The organism is Paraglaciecola polaris LMG 21857, from assembly GCF_000315055.1.
Taxonomy (GTDB): domain Bacteria; phylum Pseudomonadota; class Gammaproteobacteria; order Enterobacterales; family Alteromonadaceae; genus Paraglaciecola; species Paraglaciecola polaris.
Genome location: NZ_BAER01000038.1, coordinates 15169 through 34225, shown reverse-complemented (window position 1 = coordinate 34225; position 19057 = coordinate 15169). Strand labels below are relative to the sequence as shown.

Sequence of the window (19057 nt, the reverse complement as noted above, 5' to 3'; positions counted from 1 at the left end):
CTAAAAAAATGAACACAATAAAAAGCCCCGAAGCTTTATCTTTCGGGGCTTTTTTGTCAGTGGGTGATTAGATAACGGATGCCATTGCTATCAACGGCAACGAGGGGGGCGTAAGTAAATGATCATCCTGCCAAATTTGCTGCATTTTTTGAGCATCAATATTCCCACCTGACAAAATCACCATGACGCGTTGTGGCGTTGATTGTGCAGCTAAGTAATTAACGACACCGTGCATACTCATGGCGCTAGTTGGCTCGATGTGCAGTTTTAGCAAGTGTTGCAACCATTGGGTCCAGTAGGCTATTTGCACTTCGTCTACTTCATAAAACCCATCAAGTTGTTGTAAAAGTGGATACGTGTGCTCACCCACAGCAGGCGTGGCTGCGCCATCAGCAAGAGTTTTGGCCGGTGTCTGTAAACACTGGATACTGCCTAAGCGTAAAGATTGCGCAGCATCATTACCAGCCAATGGTTCACACGCAATGACCTTAGTACCAGGACTGAGCTGGCGAGTAGCAAGCATACTCCCTGATGCCAATCCACCACCACCACAGGGCATAAATAACGCATTCAGATCAGCCGTTTGTTCAAATGCTTCCGCAGCGACAGTCCCCTGACCCGCAATAACATTTGGATGGTTAAATGGTGGGATCCACAAAATGCCAGGTTCTTTCGCCGCTTCAGCCACGGCATTATCCGCCTCTTCACGTAATGGAAATAAGCGCAACTCAGCCCCATAAGAGCGCGTGGCTGCGGCTTTAATCTTGGAGATATTCTGCGCGCTGTAGATAGTAACGGGGAGATTAAATAAAGATGCAGCATAAGCCACAGCTTGGGCATGATTGCCGGAACTGCTTGCTACCACACGTTTTATGCTCTGGTTATGCTCACGGGCATGTAAGAGTGTGTTCAACGCGCCGCGTAATTTAAATGCGCCTGTACGTTGCAAACATTCTGTTTTAAAAAAAACCTCATGTCCTAACCATGAATTAAGTAATGAAGAGGAGATCACATCAGAGGTGTGTACGTAACTCGCTATACGCTGTCTTGCAGCGCTGATATCGGTAAAAGTCACACTTGGCATAGCAATAAGGCTCCTAAAGAAAACAAACAGACTCGCATTTTAACATGGGGAAACCGCCGTTATCAGTTCTCTTTTATGCCGAAATCGGTTTTACTAGGTAAAAAACAAGGAGAACAACATGGGTTTACTTGATGCCCTCATGGGCAACGCATCAGAAGTTGACGTAAGTGAAGTCAGTGAAGAACTGGCACCTATCATAGGGGCGACGGAAGAGATTCAACAGGTTTTCAAGGTCATACGCGACATGTATGTATTTACCAACAAACGGTTGTTATTAATTGATAAACAAGGATTAACCGGTCGTAAAGTGGATTACCACTCCATTCCTTATCGTGCGATCACTCAATTCAAGATTGAAACCGCAGGGCACTTCGATTTAGATGCGGAATTGAAAATCTGGGTGTCCGGGCAAGAACAGCCTATCGAAAAAGAACTTAAAAAGGACACAGTGGTTGGTATTCAGCGCACGTTAGCCACTCATATGTTTGCCTAAATTTATCTGTGAACGTGAAAAAGGCGACTTAAACGTCGCCTTTTTCATTACTCGTCACAAATCAGTGTCTGGGCATTAGTGTTGTGCCCAACGCCACTGGCTACTTCATATCAAAGTGACGATTAAAGAAGTTAGTAATGGTGTGAAACAAATGAATGCCGGTTTGCTTGCCACGAATACTGTGTTTTTTACCTGGGTAATCCATGCTTTCAAACGGAATGGCTAAGTCTTGTAAATGTTTATACAGCTTAGTGCTATTGCTAAACAACACATTGTCATCCGCCATACCGTGATAGATCATTAAATCACCTGTTAGGTTCTTGGCATAAGGGAAAACAGCAGAAGCAATATAGGCGTCTTCATCCTCCTTAGGATCCCCCATATAACGCTCAGTATAATGCGTATCGTACAAAGCCCAATCTGTCACCGGCGCACCCGCAACACCCGCTTGAAAATATTCACCGGCTTTAAACATGCTCATCAACGACATATAACCACCGTAGCTATGTCCATAAATGCCAATACGCTGGGAATCAACATAAGGCAGCTGACGTAAAAATTTCACCCCAGCGATTTGGTCTTTCACTTCGGTACTGCCCATCTTTTTGTATAGGCTGTCTTCAAAACCTTTGCCACGAAAATTTGCTCCTCGGTTATCCACCGAAAACACGACATAACCTTGATTTGCCCAATACTGCATCAACAAACCACGATTACCGCCCCAACTGTTAGTCACAACTTGCGCATGAGGTCCGCCGTACACATAAACAATTACCGGGTGTTTACCCTGAATTTTTTTAGGTTTGTATAAACGGTAATAAAGTTCAGTACCATCTTCAGTTACAAAACTATCTAAAGTTGGCTCTACCCAATCATCTTGCAGATCTGCCAAAGGATGGCCTGCTTTGATAGCGTTTTCACTTAACCAAGCTAAGTGCTTACCATCTGCTTGATGCAAGCTTACTTGCCAAGGTGTATTGGTGGTCGAAAATTTATCCACATAAACTGAAGCGTCATCACTGAAACTTGGGGCATGTGTGCCACTTAGCTGGCTAACCTTTTGAATATCGCCACCAGCAATCGCTACTGAATATATCTGTTGTTCAAGAGGCGTGTCAGCACGGCCAGTGAAATAAATTAGGCCTTTGTCTTCATTAATGGCCTCAATTTCATCGACCACCCAATCACCTTTTGTCAGTTGACTCACTAAAGTGCCATCATTTTCATACAAATAAAGGTGCTTAAAGCCGCTTTTCTCAGAGGCCCAAATAAAGTGTTTTTGGTCTTTCAAAAAATACAGATCGTCATTTAAATTAACCCATGTATCACTGGACTCGCTCAACAATACTTGCTGCTTAGCGGTACTCGAATCAAATGCGCGCAATTCTAGTGTTTGCTGATTACGGCTTTGCCATTGATAGGTCAAAGTTTGACTGTCGTTCATCCAGTTCACTCGAGCCAGATAAATGTCTTGTTCTTTACCTAAATCAATCCATTGGGTGTCACCACTGGCAATGTCTTTAATCGCGAGTTTAATATTAACGTTTGGCGTGCCTGCACTGGGGTAACGTTGAGTGATCATCTTAATTGAATCCGCATAAATCTCGCTGCGCGTGATTTCCTCAACCGGCGACTCATCTACTTGGGTAAATGCAATTTTACGTTCATCAGGCGACCACCAATAGCCCGTCATTCGGCCCATTTCCTCCTGGGCTACAAATTCAGCCATGGCATTTTTAATCGTCCCTTTACCATCAAAGGTAAGCTGAGTTTCAAGCTGGGTACTGATATCTTTGATATATAAGTTTTGTTCTCGCACATAGGAGATGAAATTAGCTTTAGGCGAAAATCGAATGTCTGTTTCGAATGCGTCGGTATCTAAGATTTTTTGTGCTTTTTCATCCCCTAAACGGAAGTAGTACGCATCTCCTGCCAGTGGGAATAACAAAGCTTTTCCGTCGTCAGACCAAAAATAATTCACTATACCTGTGCCACTTAAGCGCATACGCTCACGGCGAGCTTTCTCTTCATCAGACAAAGATTCAGGGCCACTATGCAAATCATCAGAATTGAACAACATCTGTGTTTTACCGGTAGCTATGTTGTACTCCCATAGATCGTAGCGTTCGTAATCCGTGGTTTTACCTTGTAAAAAGGTCACGCGCTTGCCATCTGGTGAGACTTTCACATTGTTAGGTGAACTACCTTCTAAAGCAGGAGATTCAAAAATGCGTTCTATTGTAAGATTTTCAGTTGCCATTGCCGGTACCGCCAGTGAACATAACAAGATCCAAATGAGGTTTTTCATTAATTATATGTATCCTTTAACCATAAGCTGCACATTGTAAAGGCTTGATCCAAATAGGTAAAACATGAAGAGCATAAATAGTGCGTTAGTATTGGGCGCAACAGGCTTAGTGGGTAAAGCTTTAGTGACACAATTACTCAAGGACGCTAGATACAACAAGATCATCTGCTTAGTACGAAAACCTTTGAAGCACAGTGATTATCCCGATCCCAATGGTAAATTAGAACCCATCGTCATAGACTTTGAAGATTTGCAGGACTATCAGGGATATTTCAGCGCCGATCATGTCTATGTGTGTCTCGGCACCACCTTAAAGCAGATGAAAAGCAAAACCGCTTTTCGTAAAGTCGACTTTGAGTACGTGCATATAGCCGCCCAGTTAGCGAGAGCTCAGCAAGCACAAAGCTTTGTGTGGATATCATCCGTTGGTGCTAATGCCAAAAGTAAACACTTCTACTTACGCGTGAAGGGTGAGTTAGAAAATGCCATTTTAGCCATGTCCGGATTAAATAGCCCCAGTGCAGTACGCCCTTCTTTTTTACTTGGCGAACGTCCACAGCCACGCTTGGTAGAAAAGCTAGCCGCTTGTGTTGGACAGCTGATTGCTCCCTTATTATTTGGTCGCTTAGGTAAATACAAACCCGTGTCGGCAAGCCAAGTGGCGACACGCATGATCAGCTTGCAGGTATTCAAATAGATGAAAAGGAAAGGGTTTCAGTTCAAGCAATTTTTCATCGAACACCAAAGCTGCGCCATGAAAGTGGGCACAGACAGTATCATGCTAGGCAGCTGGGTAAAATGCTCTACACCAGTGCAAACTCACGCCGCTACGCGAATGCTAGATATAGGTACCGGCAGTGGTTTGCTGGCGATTATGTTGGCCCAGAAAAGCGTTGTTGATACCTATATTACCGCTATTGATATCGACAAAGATGCGATAAATCAAGCCAAGGGCAATATCGCCACCAGTCCTTGGACAAATAAAATACATGCAAAGCATTGTTCGCTGCAAACCTTTACCCGTGAGGCTATCGACCAACATAAATTCAGTATTATCGTCAGTAATCCACCGTATTTTAATAGCCCGCTAACAGTCAATAGTGATGCAGCACAAAAACGTATCACTGCACGGCAAACGATTGATTTGAGTCATCAAACGCTTCTAGACTGCGTCAGCCAGTTACTGGAAACCGATGGTAAATTTTATTGCGTATTACCCAGTGATAATTGCCCAGCGTTTATTGCCTACGCTAGTACGTTGAATTTGCATCTTTGTGAGCAATTAACCGTGTTCTCTAAACCCAACTCAGCGGCACTGCGCGGCCTCCTCGCTTTTAGTTTTATACAAACACCATTAAAGAATGAAGCACTTACTATTTATACCCAAGATCACCAGTATTCAGCCAACTACAAAGCATTATGCAAAGACTATTACCTGAATTTTTAGCATTACCAACCTACTGAGCGAGTCGAATAACCCTAGGAAATTAGCCAGATATTGCCTAAAGTGTAATCAGAGTGGATATAAATATGTAATGTATTTGCTCAACTTGAGGAGGTTTTTATGCGTGCTGTACCGCTACCTAACTCTGTTTCATCCTTGACCGACCGCCTACACGTGTTGGAGTTTCATTGGCACGGCGTAGGTATTCAGATCCCTAAATTCGCTTTGTACGCTTGTGTGCCAAACCCCATATTTACTTGCTTTGTACAAAGGCATCACAGACAAATCGCCATCATGGAATTTGGTCGCTACACCCTGCCTATTCTTGACCCACTGGAGGATGATTTAGACGATCAAGCTAACTATGTGGCGATTGTGAGTGTAGCCAGAGGAAACCGCTTTGGGTTATATGGTTTTCCAACCGATTGTGAGGGCCAGGGCTTCACGCTCCCCATGGATCACGAGAGCGTACCGCGTATCGTGCAATATTTTATTTAAATGCCATGCCTGTGCATTTGCTTCTCGTGGCTATGCCGAACATACATATGGCAAGTTCAAAATATGATGAGCATCGCTACGCATCGCGCACCAAGCCCTTTTCGACACTGCGAATAAGTCGTTGATTGAGGCGCTGGGAGTGTTTCGCTAATAAAGCACTGTCTTGCTCATGGGCGCTAATATCAATTATTGTTATGTACTGAGCACGTTTTCGCTCTTGTTCTTTTAATCCCCATAATGCGTGCTCCTTCACCAACTCGGTCCCTTGTTCGGCCAAGACAGTGAGTGCTGCACGGGTTGAATCTGAATATGGGGCGTTACCTAAAGCAACCGATATATTGCGCTGCCAACGCTCGTGACCAATACGGCGAATTGCCGAGCCTTCGGTTGCACGTAAAAAAGTTTCTTCGTCCCACTCAGATAATTCGGCCAAGCTCTTAGCTTGTAATGCTTCACGTGGATGAAAGTCGCTTTCATTGGTTAACTGGGCGTAACGATTCCATGGGCAAATCAGTTGGCAATCGTCGCAGCCATAGATGCGGTTACCTAATAAAGGGCGAAACTCTTCAGGGATCGCACCTTTCAATTCTATGGTTAAATAAGAAATACAACGCTTGGCGTCAACCACATATGGGCCAACTATGGCCTGAGTTGGGCAAATAGTGATGCACGCATTGCAACTTCCGCATTGCTCTTTAACAGGCTCATCTACCGGTAACGGAATATTGATAAACAACTCACCTAAAAAAAACCACGAGCCGCCTTGCTGATTAAGGGTTAGTGAGTGTTTTCCAGTCCAGCCGATACCTGCTTTTTCTGCCAGTGCATGCTCTAGCACTGGGGCTGAATCCACAAAAGGTCTAAAACTCGCAGTCGTGCATTCTGAGCGAATTTTTTCACCGAGCTTTTTCAAGCGGTTACGCAGTAATTTGTGATAATCACGACCAAGTGCATAGCGACTAATGTACGCGGCGTCCTTGTTTTTTAAGGTTTGCGCAAATTTTGCATCTGGTGGCAGATAATCCATACGTACGCTTATGACTCTAAGTGTACCCGGCAATAATTCATCGGGTCGAGCGCGTTTCATGCCGTGCTCAGCCATGAAGTTCATTTGCCCGTGATAGCCGTTATCTAACCAAGTTTGCAATTTTTCTTCATGAGCAGATAAATCAATGTCAGCAATACCAACTTGTTGAAAGCCTAGCGCTTCGCCCCAAGCCTTGATATTTTGGGCTAATTGATGGAGATCATATTGTGCAAAAGACATTAACAACCTTGACAGATAATTGGACACCGAGCAGTTTATCACAGAAAGTTTTCCTCGCGCAGCAGGTACGCCAGCACGAAGAGGCTGCCGCGCAAACATGTGGCTACAGCATGTACATGTTGATGCATAGGGCCGGACAAGGGGTTTTTCGTCACCTAAAAGCCGTTTATCCTTACGCCCATAACATTCTGGTATTAGTCGGCACGGGTAACAATGCAGGCGATGGCTATGTAGTCGCAACTCTAGCAAAATCATTTGGTTGGCACGTGACATTGGGGGCGCTCAACCCAGCAAAACCGCTCACGGGCGATGCTTTCACGGCGCAGCAGAGTTGGCTAGCGGACGGCGGTGAAATTCGTCCTTGGCAGGAATTAGATTTTCAGCATTTTGATGTCATCGTGGATGGTATTTTGGGCACTGGGCTAAAAGGAACCGTTAGAGACGATGCCGCTGCTCTGATTAAGACCGTTAACGGAATCGACCTACCGGTATTGAGTATCGATGTGCCATCGGGTTTGGACGCAGACACAGGGGCGCCACTCGGTGTGTGTGTGTATGCCGACTGCACTGTCACCTTAGTTGCCAAAAAGCTCGGTATGCTCACCGGACAAGGGAAAACCTACTGCGGTAAGCTCATATTTGACGATCTAGACATTGCTCAGGCATTTAATACCCTTACTCAGCCTTGCGCTTTTTTAGTTAACTATGCCCAATTACCCGCTCTTAGAAAGCGCCAATCGAACGCCCATAAAGGTCATTTTGGCCGCCTGCTCACGGTAGGCGCCAACGCTGACATGCCTGGTTCATTGCGTTTGACCAGCGAAGCCGCCCTGCGTACGGGGGCGGCATTAGTGCGTGCTTATTGCCACACAGATAGCCGGTTAAGTATTTCAATGGGTCGCCCTGAACTGATGTTAGCCAGTGAACAATTAAGTACACACTTGAATTGGTCATCTTGCTTAGCAATTGGTCCAGGGCTGGGAACAGATGATTGGGCGACAGGGACATTCAGCCAGCTAATGTCGCACCTTGAATCAAATAAGTTGCCCTGTGTCATCGACGCCGACGGGCTGAATTTGCTCGCCGATTCGAGTCGCCACGCTAATACCCTGCTTTGCCCCAAGCGCAGCGTGATAACACCACACCCTGGTGAAGCTGCGCGCCTGTTGAATTGCACTGTCCCCGAGATAGAGCAAGATCGCCTCAAAGCAGCACAGTCATTAGCTAAACGATACAATACTACTTGTGTACTTAAAGGAGCCGGCAGTATTATCTGCAACACTGAACACAGTTGGATTTGTACAGACGGCAACCCAGGCATGGCTACGGCTGGCATGGGCGATACACTAACGGGTATAATTGCCGCACTACTTGCGCAAGGCATGCATGCAACCCAAGCCGCATTATACGGCGTGTGCTTACACGCCAGCGCAGCGGATAAGGTTGCCCAACAATATGGTCAACGTGGTATGCTTGCCAGCGATTTATTTGAACCTTTACGAGTATTAGTTAATCCCACATGAAGCATTCTTTTTACTTGGCGGATGAACAAGCCACCACTGAATTGGCCGCCAAGCTTGCGGCACTTTGCAGCACAGCAACGGTTATTTATCTTGAAGGGGATCTTGGTGCTGGCAAAACCTCCTTTTGTCGGGGCTTTATTCATGGTCTAGGCTACGTTGGGCGAGTAAAAAGCCCTACCTATACGCTTGTTGAGCCCTATGAAATCAAGAATTGGCGCATATTTCACTTCGATCTTTATCGCCTGTCAGATCCGGAAGAACTAGAATTCATCGGCATACGGGATTACTTCGAGGATGATTGCATCTGTTTAATTGAATGGCCAGATAAAGGCCACGGCCTATTGGCAGCAGCAGATTTACACATTAGTATTGAATTTATTGACCATAGTCGTTCGTTAACAGTGCAAGCAAATAATGAATACGGACAACAACTACTGAGCGATTTAGCCCAAAAATGAAGTATCTTTGGCAAATGACATCAACAGGCTTCCTCGGCATTATGCTGCTCTTAGCCGTTCCTGTGAGTTATGCCAAAAATGCCATTGATAGTGTGCGGATTTGGCCCTCTCCTGGTAGTACTCGTATCGTTTTTGATCTTGAAGATACCCCTGAATACAGCTATTTCACCTTGCATAATCCTGAGCGCTTAGTCATTGACTTAGCCAACACTGAAAAGAACTTCGACTTTGCTACACTCGCTAGTAAAAGTCCGCTAGTCAAAAAATTGCGCTATAGCTCAGCTAAAGATAAAAATGCCATACGCGTGGTGATTGAGCTCAGTAGCAAGCTCGACAGTACACTTTTCGCATTGCCACCAACCGAACCCTATCGTAATCGCTTAGTGATCGACTTAGATGATAAGAACGCACCACAAAGCGCGCCGACTGTAGTTAAAGATAATAGATCTCAGCAGTCCCGCGACATCGTTATAGTGCTTGATGCGGGTCATGGCGGTGAAGACCCAGGTTCGATTGGCCGCGGCGGTACGTTTGAAAAAAATATTACTTTAAATGTGGCTCAGCGCTTAGCAAAACTAATTGATGCAGAACCCGGCATGAAGGCCGTTATGACACGCTCAGGGGATTATTATATCTCTCCCAATAAGCGTCCGGACATTGCCCGTAAACACAAAGCGGATTTGTTGATTTCTATTCACGCTGATGCCTTCACCACACCGCAACCGCGTGGTGCGTCCGTCTGGGTATTGTCCATGCGTAGAGCGAATTCAGAACTCGGCCGCTGGATGGAGAAATCGGAACGCCATTCAGAATTGCTAGGCGGTGCAGCAGAAGTGATACAAGATACCGCGAGCGAACGCTATTTGACGCAAGCCTTGTTAGATATGTCTATGGATCACTCACTTACCACCAGCTATGATTTGAGCCGTAAAGTGATCACTAAGTTGCGCAGCATTACCAAAATGCACAAGAAAATCCCTCAAGCAGCCAGTTTGGCAGTATTAACCGCTCCAGATATTCCATCTATCTTGGTAGAGACAGGATTTATATCCAATCCCACTGAAGAGAAAAACTTAAACTGGTCGCAATTTCGCCAGCAACTGGCTCAATCTATTTTCAGTGCAGTCAAAAGCCATTTCACGGAATCTCCTCCGGATGATTCGTTGTGGGCCAAGCAAAACCGTCATAATCGAACACACAGAGTTCGCAGCGGCGAAAGCCTGTCGTTACTGGCCCAGCGCTACAATGTCAATGTGGGTGCCATCAAAGCAGCCAATAACATGAATTCCGATGTGGTACAGATCGGCCAAGTCCTGACTATTCCTCGCACTTAGTCCGTTATACAATAGCGTTACTTTCAGATATCCATTTATAAAAGGTCATTTTTTGTCAGCCGTCAGCGCAACCATTCGTATTTTACCTGCCCAACTTGCTAACCAGATCGCCGCTGGCGAAGTGGTCGAACGCCCTGCGTCCGTCGTTAAAGAGCTAGTGGAAAACAGTTTGGATTCTGGCGCTAATCAAATTGATATCGAGATAGACAAAGGCGGCCATAAAAGAATCTGCATTCGCGACAACGGGGGGGGAATTGAAAAAGACCAACTGGCGCTGGCGCTGAGTCGTCATGCCACCAGCAAAATTAGTTCGTTAGATGATTTAGAACATATTCACAGTTTAGGTTTTCGTGGTGAAGCGCTTGCCAGCATCAGCTCAGTAGCACGCTTAACGCTCACCTCAAAACCAAAGTCCCAGCAACAAGCCTGGCAAGCCCATGCCCATGGCCGAGACATGCAAGTACAACTCAACCCCGTTGCCCATCCAGACGGCAGTAGCGTGGAAGTGCTTGATCTGTTTTTCAATACCCCCGCTAGGCGTAAATTTTTACGTGCAGAGAAAACCGAGTTTAACCATATAGATGAAGTGATAAGACGAATTTCACTTAGCCGTTTTGATGTGAGTTTCAGCCTAAAACACAATGGTAAGTTACTGCGTAAGTACCCTGCTCTGACAGCCCAGACTGACCATATCAAACGTTTAGCGGCCATTTGTAATAAAGACTTCGCCCAAAGCGCCATTGCCTTAGACAGCCATTACCAAGAAATGCAACTGATTGGCTGGGTTGCCCCACCTGAGGTGTCAATTAAACAAGCAGATGTACAATATTTCTACGTGAACGGTCGTATGATGCGTGACAAACTTATCAATCATGCCATTCGGCAAGCGTTTGAAGGAGTGATCCACCCCGATTCTACGCCAAACTATGTGTTGTACCTGACCCTGCCCCATCACGAAGTGGACGTAAACGTGCATCCCGCGAAACATGAAGTGCGCTTTCATCAAGCGCGCTTAGTCCATGACTTTATTTTCCGTGCTATTGGCGAGGGCATAAACCAATATTTTAGTACCTCGCCGATGCAAACTGGTCCCAGCGAGTTAGATGAAGTCGCACCCCAGCACGATTACATCTCGCCATTGCAGCAGGCACCAACCGATCAGCCAAATATGCCGAGTAATCAGTTTGTCCGGGAGCCGTCCGCCACTGGCCAATCAGCAACCAAGTTAAGCGGCCATGGTGACCACTCAAAACAAGATACCGTGAGTGCCCCCTCTGATGTGGGCGCTCATGCGTTCAATCAAAGTCTCCAAGGTCACAAAGCCCGCAGTTCAGGCAATAATATTTCAGCTCAAGCAATTAAAGGTTATCAACAACTCATGAACACCCAAGAGGTAACGAATTCGCTGTCCCCCAATTCGTTACCTCAGGATCCATATTGTATGCCCGTGGACGAAGATAACTTTTTGATGCTGCATAACGATAAACACTATGTTATTGCCGTATGCGATATTGTGGCCGTCCATCTTAGTCTATCGTTTGATGAGCAAAACACCATTGCCCAACCCTTGTTGATGCCGGTATCGGTCGCTGCAGAACCCGCCCAGCTTAAGCGCGCTCAGTTATTATATGAACCACTGTTACACAACAGAATAGACATTGGCTGGAGCCAAAAGCGTATTATCTTACGTAAAGTCCCCTCGGGTATGCGCCAGCTACCTTGGGCGAACATATTGCCACTTTTATTAGATGCACCAACCGATGATGCCCATCGCTTGCAAGCACATTTATTTCGCTGCATTGCATTGCATTCAGTAAAACTTGCCCCACTTCAAGTTCAACACATGTGGGGCGAGCTAAAAGCGTATCCTCAAGCACTAGGTAATCTGATGAATACCGCCATACTGTTACCCTTAGGCCAAATGATAAACAGCCATGTTGAACAACAACACTGATAAACAAGATTTACCGCCCGCTATTTTATTAATGGGCCCCACCGCTTCGGGTAAAACGGCCTTAGCAATCGAGCTTTGCCAAGCATTACCTTGCGAGATCATCAGTGTTGATTCGGCCTTAATTTATCGGGACATGAATATTGGTACGGCGAAACCCAGTGCTCAAGAGTTAGCTCAAGCTCCCCATCGGCTAATTGATATTCTTGATCCAGCACAAAGTTATTCCGTGGCTGAATTCAGAAACGATGCCTTATCTGCCATGCACGAGATTACTCAACGCGGTCGAATTCCATTATTGGTGGGCGGCACTATGATGTATTACAAGGCATTAACAGAGGGTTTATCCACTTTACCCACAGCGGACCCACTGGTCAGAGCAGAAATTGAAAAGCAAGCCGCCGAATTCGGTTGGCAAGCCCTACATCAGTCACTGCAAGCCATAGACCCAGTTTCAGCTAAGCGTATTCACCCAAATGACCCCCAGCGCTTGGCCCGGGCATTGGAAATTTATCGAATTAGCGGTAAATCAATGACCGAACTGAGTTTAAATAAACAACCTTCGGCCCCATATCATTTTTCGCAATTCGCGATAGCGCCTAATGACAGAAAAGTATTGCACGATAGAATAGCTCAGCGCTTTGACATCATGTTGCAATCAGGCTTCGAAGAGGAAGTATTAGGACTAAAAGCGCGGGAAGATTTACACTTAGATTTGCCGTCTATGCGTTGTGTGGGGTATCGGCAAATGTGGCAATATCTAAACGGTGAAAATACTTACCAAGAAATGCGTGAAAAAGGCCTCGCGGCTACCAGACAACTAGCAAAACGCCAATTAACTTGGTTGCGCAGTTGGCAAAATTTACATTGGTTAGATACCTTTTCAAAAGACAATTTGACTAATGTGATGAAACTCAGCAGAATTCGTCCGTGAGCCGTGAGCTATACAGCCTTTTTTATTTCTGTATACTGGGTAAAAAGGCAATTTTGATCATAAAAATAAAGGATAGATGATGGCTAAAGGGCAGTCTTTACAAGACCCATTTTTAAATGCGCTGCGCAAAGAGCGTATTCCTGTATCAATTTATCTTGTTAACGGGATTAAATTGCAGGGTCAGGTTGAGTCATTTGACCAATTTGTCATTTTGCTTAAAAACACCGTCAGCCAAATGGTATATAAGCACGCAATTTCTACCGTCGTTCCTTCACGGGCGTTACCGATTGCTGCTACTAATCCTCATGCGGATGCTGACGAGAATCAATAGTTAGTGAAGGTCCCAGGAGAACGGCTTGTTTGATCGTTATGAAGCAGGCGAACAGGCTGTATTAGTACATATAGATTTTTCTGATGACAGCAGCAAAGAAGATCTACTAGAACTTCAATTGTTGGCCACGTCTGCAGGAGTGAATGCGGTTGATGTCGTAACAGGTAGCCGTAGCGCTCCGCATACCCGTTATTTTGTTGGCAGCGGTAAGGCTGAAGAAATAGCGAATACCGTACGCGCATCTGAAGCTGATGTGGTTATTTTTAACCACAGCTTATCGCCATCTCAAGAACGTAACTTAGAGCAACTATGTAAATGCCGTGTGTTAGATCGCACCGGATTAATTTTGGATATATTTGCCCAACGTGCACGTACCCATGAAGGTAAGCTACAAGTTGAGCTCGCTCAGCTTAAACACATCTCTACTCGACTTATTCGCGGTTGGACCCACCTTGAGAGACAAAAAGGTGGGATTGGTTTACGTGGACCCGGTGAAACTCAACTAGAAACAGATCGACGTTTGTTGCGTGCTCGAATTAAGAGCATTCAAGCGCGCTTGCGTAAAGTACAGAAGCAGCGCGAACAAGGTCGCCGAGCACGAATTCGAGCTGAGATCCCTACGCTGGCGCTAGTGGGCTATACCAACGCAGGAAAATCAACCTTATTTAATACCATCACGCAGTCAGACGTTTATGCAGCTGATCAACTGTTTGCGACCCTGGACCCCACTCTCAGGCGCATTGAATTACAAGATGTTGGCCCCGCGATTCTGGCTGACACCGTGGGTTTTATTCGTCATCTACCCCATGACTTAGTCGCTGCGTTTAAGGCAACGCTACAAGAAACGCAACAGGCTGATTTATTACTCCACGTGGTTGACTATTCCGACGAACAATTTCGTGAGAATATCGACCAAGTGAACGAGGTATTAGACGAAATAGACTCAGACGAAATACCGCAATTAATGATTTGTAACAAGATCGACCGCATGGATGGTGTTGAGCCAAGGATCGATCGAGATGAGAATGGCCTACCAACAAGAGTCTGGATGTCCGCCCAGCAAGGCTTAGGCACGGAATTATTGTTCGAAGCCCTGAGCGAATGCCTTGCTCAAAATATGGTTCGCCATCAGTTACGCATTCCACCACAAGAAGGTAAACTACGGGGTGATTTGTTTAATTTAAACTGCATCTCTGAAGAATCTTACGCTGACAATGGAGACTGGTTAGTAGAGATACATATGCCATTTGCAGATTGGCAACGTTTGGCCAAGCACTCAGAGGCAGACTTAGACGCTTTGATAATCGAAAACATAGAAGCGTAGTTGCACTGAATTTTTTAACAGAATACACATGATTAACTATTTGGAGAGTAATGATGGCTTGGAATGAGCCCGGCGGTAATAACAATGATCCGTGGAAAAACCGCGGTGGTCGCGATCAAGGCCCACCTGACTTGGACGAAGTGTTTAAGAATATCTTAAACAAATTCGGTAAATTTGGTGGCGGAAAGGGCGGTTCTTCTGATGGTAAAGGCTTCGGTTTAGGCATTAGTTTAGTTGTCGGCCTATTGGTTATCGTTTGGTTTATCAGTGGTTTTTACACCATTCGTGAAGCAGAGCGCGGCGTAGTATTACGTTTCGGCGAATTTAGCCACTTTGTTGAACCTGGTTTGCGTTGGAAACCTACGTTTATCGACTCAGTCTTACCCGTAGACGTGCAAACGGTTCGCTCACTACCTTCTTCTGGCTCAATGTTGACCGAAGACGAAAACGTCGTGCGTGTAGAAATGGAAGTTCAGTATCGTATTCTTGAACCCTACAAATACAGCTTCTCTGTCACGAGCCCTGAAACGAGTTTGAGTCAGGCATTTGATAGTGCCATTCGCTATGTAGTCGGTCATTCTAAAATGGACGACGTCTTAACCAGCGGTCGAGAAGTTGCTCGTCAAAATGTACGCGAAGAGTTACAAGCAATCCTTGAACCGTATGACATGGGGATCTCTATCGTTGATATGAACTTTAAAGATGCACGTCCTCCGGAAGAAGTTAAAGCCGCGTTCGATGATGCCATTGCGGCACAAGAAGATGAGCAACGTTTTATTAATGAAGCCGAAGCTTATTCTCGTGAAATTGAGCCCCGTGCACGTGGTCAGGTCAATCGTATGGCAGAAGAAGCGCAAGCTTATAAAGAGCAATCGATCTTAAAAGCACAAGGTGAAATCGCCCGCTTTGAAGAGTTGTTGCCACAATACCAAGCGGCACCAAAAGTCACTCGCAGCCGTATCTATCTTGAAACACTGGAATCGGTGTACGCTAATACCAGCAAAATTCTCGTCGATACCAAAGGCAGCGGTAACATGTTGTATTTACCATTGGACAAAATATTGGAAAGACAAAATACCAGCAACGCACCTTCGACCAATCGAAGAACGTTAGAAGGTTTACGTAATCAGGATCCTGCAGCAGAAAATGGTCCACAAGATACCGGTATCCGTAGCGACCGTTTACGCAGTGGGAGAAACTAAGCGATGAAGAATTTTATAGTAGTCATCATTATCGCCCTGGGCGCACTTGTACTCAGTTCTTTATTTGTGGTCGACGAAGGTGAAAAGGCCATCGTTATACAATTTGGTAAAGTGCAACGTGATAGCGCCAACCAAGAAACAGTGGTTTTTGAACCTGGCCTACATTTTAAGCTACCCGTTATCGATCGTGTTATTAAATTAGATGCGCGAATCCAAACTTTAGATGAAGTCGCTGACCGTTTTGTTACGTCTGAGAAAAAAGACTTAATCGTTGATTTATACGTAAAGTGGAAAATCGAAGATTTTGCTAAATATTACTTGGCAACTGGTGGCTTTAAAGACAATGCAGAAGTCTTACTTCAACAAAAGGTGAATAACGGATTACGCTCTGAATTTGGTACGCGTACCATTTCACAGATAGTCTCCGGTGAACGCTCAGAGTTAATGGACGATGCGATGGCTCAAGCCTCTGATAGTTCAGATGAACTAGGCATTGAAATTGTCGATGTTCGTGTTAAGCAAATCAATTTACCGTTAGAAGTACGTAACTATATCTTTCAACGTATGCGTACGGAGCGTGATGCGGTTGCCCGTGAACACCGCTCTGAAGGTAAAGAGAAAGCTGAATTCATCAAAGCAAATATGGATGCCAAGGTAACCGTAATGCTGGCAGATGCTGAGCGTAATGCTCGTAAATTACGTGGCGAAGGTGATGCAAAAGCGGCTGAAATATACGCAAAAACCTATACGAAAGATGCGGAGTTTTATAACTTTCTTCGTAGTATGGATGCCTATAAAAATAGTTTCAGCGATAAGCAAGACGTTATCGTGCTCGAACCTGACAGTGACTTCTTTAAATACATGAAGAGTGAAACAGGCAAACCTCAATAGCGAATAAGCGTTCGTCATAAGGACCTTTCGATACAAGGTACTTAGTTAAGATATAATCAAGGCCTAATTTCGGTGCATAATCGAAATTAGGCCTTTTTGTTTGTGCAGGATAACCAGCGATTTTCTTGCTGCTTAGGCCGTCTATGATGATAGAATTAGGCAACAATTACCCATGTCAGATGCTGATAAATGCGCAAAGATATTCAGCTATTGCTGCCTAAGTTCTTAGATTTACTCCTTGATGCGGTTTGTGTGGTTGACACCCAAGGCCGTTTTGTTTTTGTAAATGCCGCCAGTGAACGCGTGTTTGGTTATACCGCGAAAGAATTGCTTGGTACACCCATGATAGACCTTGTTTATCCCGCCGACCGAGAATTGACACTTAATACGGCACAAAAAGTCATGTCCGGTGAACCGATCCCTCATTTCGAGAACCGTTATATTCATAAAAATGGCCATCTAGTTGACGTTATGTGGTCTGCATCATGGTCAGAATCTGAAGGCTTGCGTCTGGCTGTCGCCCGGGATGTAACGCCACTGAGACGTGCCGAACGCCAGCAAAAAGCCCTATATGATATATCAGAGGCGGCACATACCGCTGCTAACTTAACGGCGCTGTATCAACAGATTCATCAAATTATCACCACTTTATTGCCCGCGGAAAGCTTTTGTGTGGCGTTATATCAGGCCACAAACAATCAATTAACCTTTCCTTATTATGTCGATCAATTAAAGCGTCGTTATCACGATCGTGAATTAGTCACCCATGAACCTTTGGGTAAAGTCATATTAGCGGGCAAATCATTGCTCATGCATGGCACACAAAGCGGCGCTTCAGATAGCCAGTTACCACCAAATAAGTTGGTTGAAATGGATTGGTTAGGTGTGCCACTGATATCCGCTGACAAAGTCATAGGCGCTTTAGTTATACAACAACCCAGTGACCGCAATGATTATAACGAGCAAAGTGAACAACTATTACATTTCGTATCAGTGCAAATTGCCAATGCCATTACCCGAAAACAAGCCGAAACGCGCCTACTACACTTAGCCAGCCATGATGCATTGACCAATCTGGCTAATCGCTCGTTATTTAATGTGCGCTTGGAATTTGCCTTAAAACAGGCTCATCGCGATAATCAGCAACTGGCATTGCTCTACATTGATTTAAATAAATTTAAAATGATCAACGACACTCTTGGACATGAAGTAGGAGATAGAGTGTTAGTGGAATTTAGTAAACGTCTAAAGTCATCGACAAGAGAATCGGACACAGTCGGGCGCATAGGAGGTGACGAATTCACCCTTTTGCTGGTTAATATCCATAGTCAAAGTGACGTTGAGTTAGTCATAGCCAAGCTCAACGACTCATTTGAAAAGCCAATGCAAATCGGTGGCCATAATATCACCTTGTCTGCGAGCATCGGGTTTGCTATCTACCCGCAAGACGGCAGAAAACGTGAGCATTTAGCCAGTTCAGCAGACGCAAACATGTACAAACAGAAAAAATCTCGGTTGTTATAGGCATCTTTCAGGTTCAAACCCCTCAGTCTGCACACCAATGATGTTTAGTATCCCCTGTGCTTCCAAAACTGAATTTCTCCGTCTCCGTGCTCAACCAACACACTAAAGGTTTTCTCAGCTAACACTTCACCCGCCAACTCTATCGTCATTCGCCAGTCACCCACTTTGTTATCACGGGGCGGCCAAATCGTATCCCCGAGATAAAAATCCCAATCATTGTTCGCCACATAAACGTCTCCGGAAAATGGCGCCATGATGCGTCCTGATTCATCAGGAATATCTGGATGGTAAATGCAGTAAGTCAGCTTTTTGCCCTTGGCTTTTTTACAATTAATAATAAAGCCGAATTCAATATCTAATTCAGCAGGGATATCCGTAGTGAAGGTTTTGATCTTTGGCAGGGCTTTGTCATTTTCATCCCAGTGTTTGTAAATACCAAAGCTGGTGATGGCAAAGCACGAGCGCAGCTTAGACAATGCCACGCCCTCGGT

General features: G+C 45.2%; 18 protein-coding genes. 14 read left to right on the top strand and 4 right to left on the bottom strand.

Features of this window, described 5'->3' with window-relative positions; genetic code table 11:
• Window positions 1–67 precede the first annotated feature (67 nt).
• Entirely contained in the window at window positions 68–1084 is a 1017-nt protein-coding gene (locus tag GPLA_RS07170; protein WP_007104199.1) for a serine/threonine dehydratase, read from the bottom strand.
• A gap of 118 nt (window positions 1085–1202) precedes the next feature.
• Between GPLA_RS07170 and GPLA_RS07165 the strand changes: the two genes are divergently transcribed.
• Complete coding sequence (locus GPLA_RS07165) at window positions 1203–1577, top strand: PH domain-containing protein (protein ID WP_007104198.1); 375 nt, start codon at window positions 1203–1205, stop codon at window positions 1575–1577.
• A gap of 100 nt (window positions 1578–1677) precedes the next feature.
• Here the strand turns inward: GPLA_RS07165 and GPLA_RS07160 are convergent, their stop codons facing one another.
• Window positions 1678–3885, bottom strand: coding sequence for a S9 family peptidase (locus GPLA_RS07160; protein ID WP_007104197.1), 2208 nt, complete (start codon window positions 3883–3885; stop codon window positions 1678–1680).
• Between the two features lie 64 nt (window positions 3886–3949).
• Between GPLA_RS07160 and GPLA_RS07155 the strand changes: the two genes are divergently transcribed.
• The 3 genes from GPLA_RS07155 to GPLA_RS07145 all read left to right on the top strand — a co-directional run bounded on the left by GPLA_RS07155 (window position 3950) and on the right by GPLA_RS07145 (window position 5827).
• Window positions 3950–4582 (top strand): NAD(P)H-binding protein, encoded by a 633-nt coding sequence (locus GPLA_RS07155; RefSeq protein ID WP_007104196.1) that lies wholly within the window; start codon window positions 3950–3952, stop codon window positions 4580–4582.
• Window positions 4583–5332: a tRNA1(Val) (adenine(37)-N6)-methyltransferase gene (locus GPLA_RS07150; RefSeq protein ID WP_007104195.1), complete on the top strand. Its 750-nt coding sequence runs from the start codon at window positions 4583–4585 to the stop codon at window positions 5330–5332.
• A 117-nt stretch (window positions 5333–5449) separates the two neighbouring features.
• Window positions 5450–5827 (top strand): hypothetical protein, encoded by a 378-nt coding sequence (locus GPLA_RS07145; protein ID WP_007104194.1) that lies wholly within the window; start codon window positions 5450–5452, stop codon window positions 5825–5827.
• A 76-nt stretch (window positions 5828–5903) separates the two neighbouring features.
• Here the strand turns inward: GPLA_RS07145 and queG are convergent, their stop codons facing one another.
• Window positions 5904–7094 carry a tRNA epoxyqueuosine(34) reductase QueG gene (gene queG / locus GPLA_RS07140; RefSeq protein ID WP_007104193.1) on the bottom strand — a complete coding sequence of 397 codons (1191 nt, stop codon included), beginning with the start codon at window positions 7092–7094 and terminating at the stop codon, window positions 5904–5906.
• Between queG and GPLA_RS07135 the strand changes: the two genes are divergently transcribed.
• The 10 genes from GPLA_RS07135 to GPLA_RS07090 all read left to right on the top strand — a co-directional run bounded on the left by GPLA_RS07135 (window position 7082) and on the right by GPLA_RS07090 (window position 18566).
• Window positions 7082–8617, top strand: coding sequence for a bifunctional ADP-dependent NAD(P)H-hydrate dehydratase/NAD(P)H-hydrate epimerase (locus GPLA_RS07135; protein ID WP_007104192.1), 1536 nt, complete (start codon window positions 7082–7084; stop codon window positions 8615–8617). The genes queG and GPLA_RS07135 overlap by 13 nt on opposite strands.
• On the top strand, window positions 8614–9075 hold the full coding sequence (tsaE, locus tag GPLA_RS07130) for a tRNA (adenosine(37)-N6)-threonylcarbamoyltransferase complex ATPase subunit type 1 TsaE (RefSeq protein WP_007104191.1): 462 nt from the start codon (window positions 8614–8616) through the stop codon (window positions 9073–9075). Before GPLA_RS07135 ends, tsaE begins: the two co-directional genes overlap by 4 nt.
• 14 nt (window positions 9076–9089) lie before the next feature.
• Entirely contained in the window at window positions 9090–10409 is a 1320-nt protein-coding gene (locus GPLA_RS07125) for an N-acetylmuramoyl-L-alanine amidase (protein WP_007104190.1), read from the top strand.
• Between the two features lie 52 nt (window positions 10410–10461).
• Complete coding sequence (gene mutL, locus GPLA_RS07120) at window positions 10462–12363, top strand: DNA mismatch repair endonuclease MutL (RefSeq protein WP_007104189.1); 1902 nt, start codon at window positions 10462–10464, stop codon at window positions 12361–12363.
• Entirely contained in the window at window positions 12347–13294 is a 948-nt protein-coding gene (miaA, locus tag GPLA_RS07115; protein ID WP_083882016.1) for a tRNA (adenosine(37)-N6)-dimethylallyltransferase MiaA, read from the top strand. Before mutL ends, miaA begins: the two co-directional genes overlap by 17 nt.
• Window positions 13295–13373: 79 nt before the next feature.
• Window positions 13374–13625: an RNA chaperone Hfq gene (gene hfq, locus GPLA_RS07110; RefSeq protein WP_007104187.1), complete on the top strand. Its 252-nt coding sequence runs from the start codon at window positions 13374–13376 to the stop codon at window positions 13623–13625.
• A 25-nt stretch (window positions 13626–13650) separates the two neighbouring features.
• Window positions 13651–14949 carry a ribosome rescue GTPase HflX gene (gene hflX, locus GPLA_RS07105; RefSeq protein WP_007104186.1) on the top strand — a complete coding sequence of 433 codons (1299 nt, stop codon included), beginning with the start codon at window positions 13651–13653 and terminating at the stop codon, window positions 14947–14949.
• A 53-nt stretch (window positions 14950–15002) separates the two neighbouring features.
• Entirely contained in the window at window positions 15003–16151 is a 1149-nt protein-coding gene (gene hflK, locus GPLA_RS07100) for an FtsH protease activity modulator HflK (RefSeq protein ID WP_007104185.1), read from the top strand.
• 3 nt (window positions 16152–16154) lie between these two features.
• A complete protein-coding gene (gene hflC / locus GPLA_RS07095; RefSeq protein ID WP_007104184.1) occupies window positions 16155–17042 on the top strand; it encodes a protease modulator HflC in 888 nt (295 codons plus the stop codon).
• A gap of 189 nt (window positions 17043–17231) precedes the next feature.
• On the top strand, window positions 17232–18566 hold the full coding sequence (locus tag GPLA_RS07090; RefSeq protein WP_007104183.1) for a sensor domain-containing protein: 1335 nt from the start codon (window positions 17232–17234) through the stop codon (window positions 18564–18566).
• A 44-nt stretch (window positions 18567–18610) separates the two neighbouring features.
• Here GPLA_RS07090 and GPLA_RS07085 read toward each other — a convergent pair whose 3' ends face one another.
• Window positions 18611–19042: a DUF3859 domain-containing protein gene (locus tag GPLA_RS07085; protein WP_007104182.1), complete on the bottom strand. Its 432-nt coding sequence runs from the start codon at window positions 19040–19042 to the stop codon at window positions 18611–18613.
• Window positions 19043–19057 lie beyond the last annotated feature (15 nt).

What these genes read in the sequence shown, in the direction of transcription:
- GPLA_RS07125 (WP_007104190.1), top strand. Translation starts at nt 9,090, where the DNA reads ATGACATCAACAGGCTTCCTCGGCATTATGCTGCTCTTAGCCGTTCCT.
- hflC (WP_007104184.1), top strand. Translation starts at nt 16,155, where the DNA reads ATGAAGAATTTTATAGTAGTCATCATTATCGCCCTGGGCGCACTTGTA.
- GPLA_RS07145 (WP_007104194.1), top strand. Translation starts at nt 5,450, where the DNA reads ATGCGTGCTGTACCGCTACCTAACTCTGTTTCATCCTTGACCGACCGC.
- queG (WP_007104193.1), bottom strand. Translation starts at nt 7,094, where the DNA reads ATGTCTTTTGCACAATATGATCTCCATCAATTAGCCCAAAATATCAAG.
- GPLA_RS07155 (WP_007104196.1), top strand. Translation starts at nt 3,950, where the DNA reads ATGAAGAGCATAAATAGTGCGTTAGTATTGGGCGCAACAGGCTTAGTG.
- hfq (WP_007104187.1), top strand. Translation starts at nt 13,374, where the DNA reads ATGGCTAAAGGGCAGTCTTTACAAGACCCATTTTTAAATGCGCTGCGC.
- GPLA_RS07165 (WP_007104198.1), top strand. Translation starts at nt 1,203, where the DNA reads ATGGGTTTACTTGATGCCCTCATGGGCAACGCATCAGAAGTTGACGTA.
- hflK (WP_007104185.1), top strand. Translation starts at nt 15,003, where the DNA reads ATGGCTTGGAATGAGCCCGGCGGTAATAACAATGATCCGTGGAAAAAC.
- GPLA_RS07150 (WP_007104195.1), top strand. Translation starts at nt 4,583, where the DNA reads ATGAAAAGGAAAGGGTTTCAGTTCAAGCAATTTTTCATCGAACACCAA.
- tsaE (WP_007104191.1), top strand. Translation starts at nt 8,614, where the DNA reads ATGAAGCATTCTTTTTACTTGGCGGATGAACAAGCCACCACTGAATTG.
- GPLA_RS07160 (WP_007104197.1), bottom strand. Translation starts at nt 3,885, where the DNA reads ATGAAAAACCTCATTTGGATCTTGTTATGTTCACTGGCGGTACCGGCA.
- GPLA_RS07170 (WP_007104199.1), bottom strand. Translation starts at nt 1,084, where the DNA reads ATGCCAAGTGTGACTTTTACCGATATCAGCGCTGCAAGACAGCGTATA.
- GPLA_RS07090 (WP_007104183.1), top strand. Translation starts at nt 17,232, where the DNA reads ATGCGCAAAGATATTCAGCTATTGCTGCCTAAGTTCTTAGATTTACTC.